We start from the raw sequence: 1,194 nt of genomic DNA, 5'->3' as shown, positions 1-1,194 counted from the left end.
TATGGCCGGTTCGACGTGGCCTACAACGCACGCTTGCGCCAGTGGCTGGCACCATCCAGCAACTGCCCCTGAGTGTTTGCTATGGAATAAGGAGCTGCTCGTGCCTGTTAAATAAGCGCTGGCAGCTGTTTTTGCTCAAATTTCAAATGGACCGCGTTGGGGGTTTTTGCAGGTAGGCACCAGAGGTGAAAAGCTGGTTTTCTGCCGCCTCGATGCGCTCTACCACCGCGCTGCCCGACTGGGTCACCACCAGCTCCAGCAGCGCCTCCACCAGGGCCATACCGGCAGCGGTGGACGGAAAAAACGACGGGCTGTGCACCGAGAACAGCAGCGTCTCATCCGCCAGCTGCGACAGCGGCGAAGCCGTGCTGTCGGTGATGGCCACCAGCTTGCAGCCGCGCTGGCGGGCCGCCTGCGCCACCACCTCGGCCTCGCGCGAGTAGGGCGCAAAACCCACCACCAGCACGGTATGCACCGGCTGCAGGGCGCGTAACTGCATCTCCAGCCCGCCCGCATGGCCGTCCAGCAACTGCACGGACGGGCGGAACAGCCGCAGCCCGTAGGCCAGATGGAAAGCCAGCGCATAGCTGGCCCGAAAGCCCGCCACATGCAGCTGCGGTGCGCCCACCAACAGCGCAGCGGCCCGGCCCAGGGCTTCGCCGTTGTGGTTTTTGGTGAATTGCAGGTTCTGCGCCTGTACCGCAAACAGCTCGTCCAGTAGCGCCGTATCTCCTCCCGATTGGCTGCCGCGCGCGATCAGGCTTTGGGCGCGCTGGCCGTACTGCTCGGGCGCCAGGCCCAGCTCCAGCGCAAACGCCTCCTTGAGCTGCGGCCAGCCCGCAAAACCCAGCGTCTGCGCAAAGCGCACCAGCGTGGCCGGAGGCACCTCGGCCCGCACGGCAATGCTGCGCATCGACACGGTGACGATTTCGTTTGGGTGGTCCAGCGCGTACTTGCCTGCGCGCTGCAGGCCGGGGCTGAGGGAGGGGAAGCGGTCTCGGACCAGGTCGCTGGCGTTCATGGAACAGATGTTACGTGCATTATTTTATGGATCATATGTTGCATTAAATTTTAATTTTGGTATATTTGTTCCAAATTCTGCGTAACTGCAACATCCGAGCCATTTGCCATGACCCATGTTTTCCACCGCCATCTCCACCACACCCCGCCCGTCGCCGTATCGGCCCAGGGCAT

The 1,194-nt window shown here is 62.6% G+C and carries 1 protein-coding gene; it reads right to left on the bottom strand.

The genetic code is table 11. The features are described from left to right. Positions 1–142: 142 nt before the first annotated feature. Positions 143–1,021, bottom strand: a complete 879-nt coding sequence (locus AC097L_RS25240; protein ID WP_479589451.1) for a MurR/RpiR family transcriptional regulator — start codon at positions 1,019–1,021, stop codon at positions 143–145. Between the last annotated feature and the right edge of the window lie 173 nt (positions 1,022–1,194).

It is taken from the genome of Rhodoferax sp. RT5P35 (genome assembly GCF_056521385.1).
Note: the sequence above shows the minus strand (reverse complement) of the source record. Positions and strands in the feature narration are given on the sequence as shown.

Bases quoted from the DNA above. Each gene is read 5' to 3' on its own strand.
- AC097L_RS25240 (WP_479589451.1), bottom strand. From the start codon at position 1,021: ATGAACGCCAGCGACCTGGTCCGAGACCGCTTCCCCTCCCTCAGCCCC.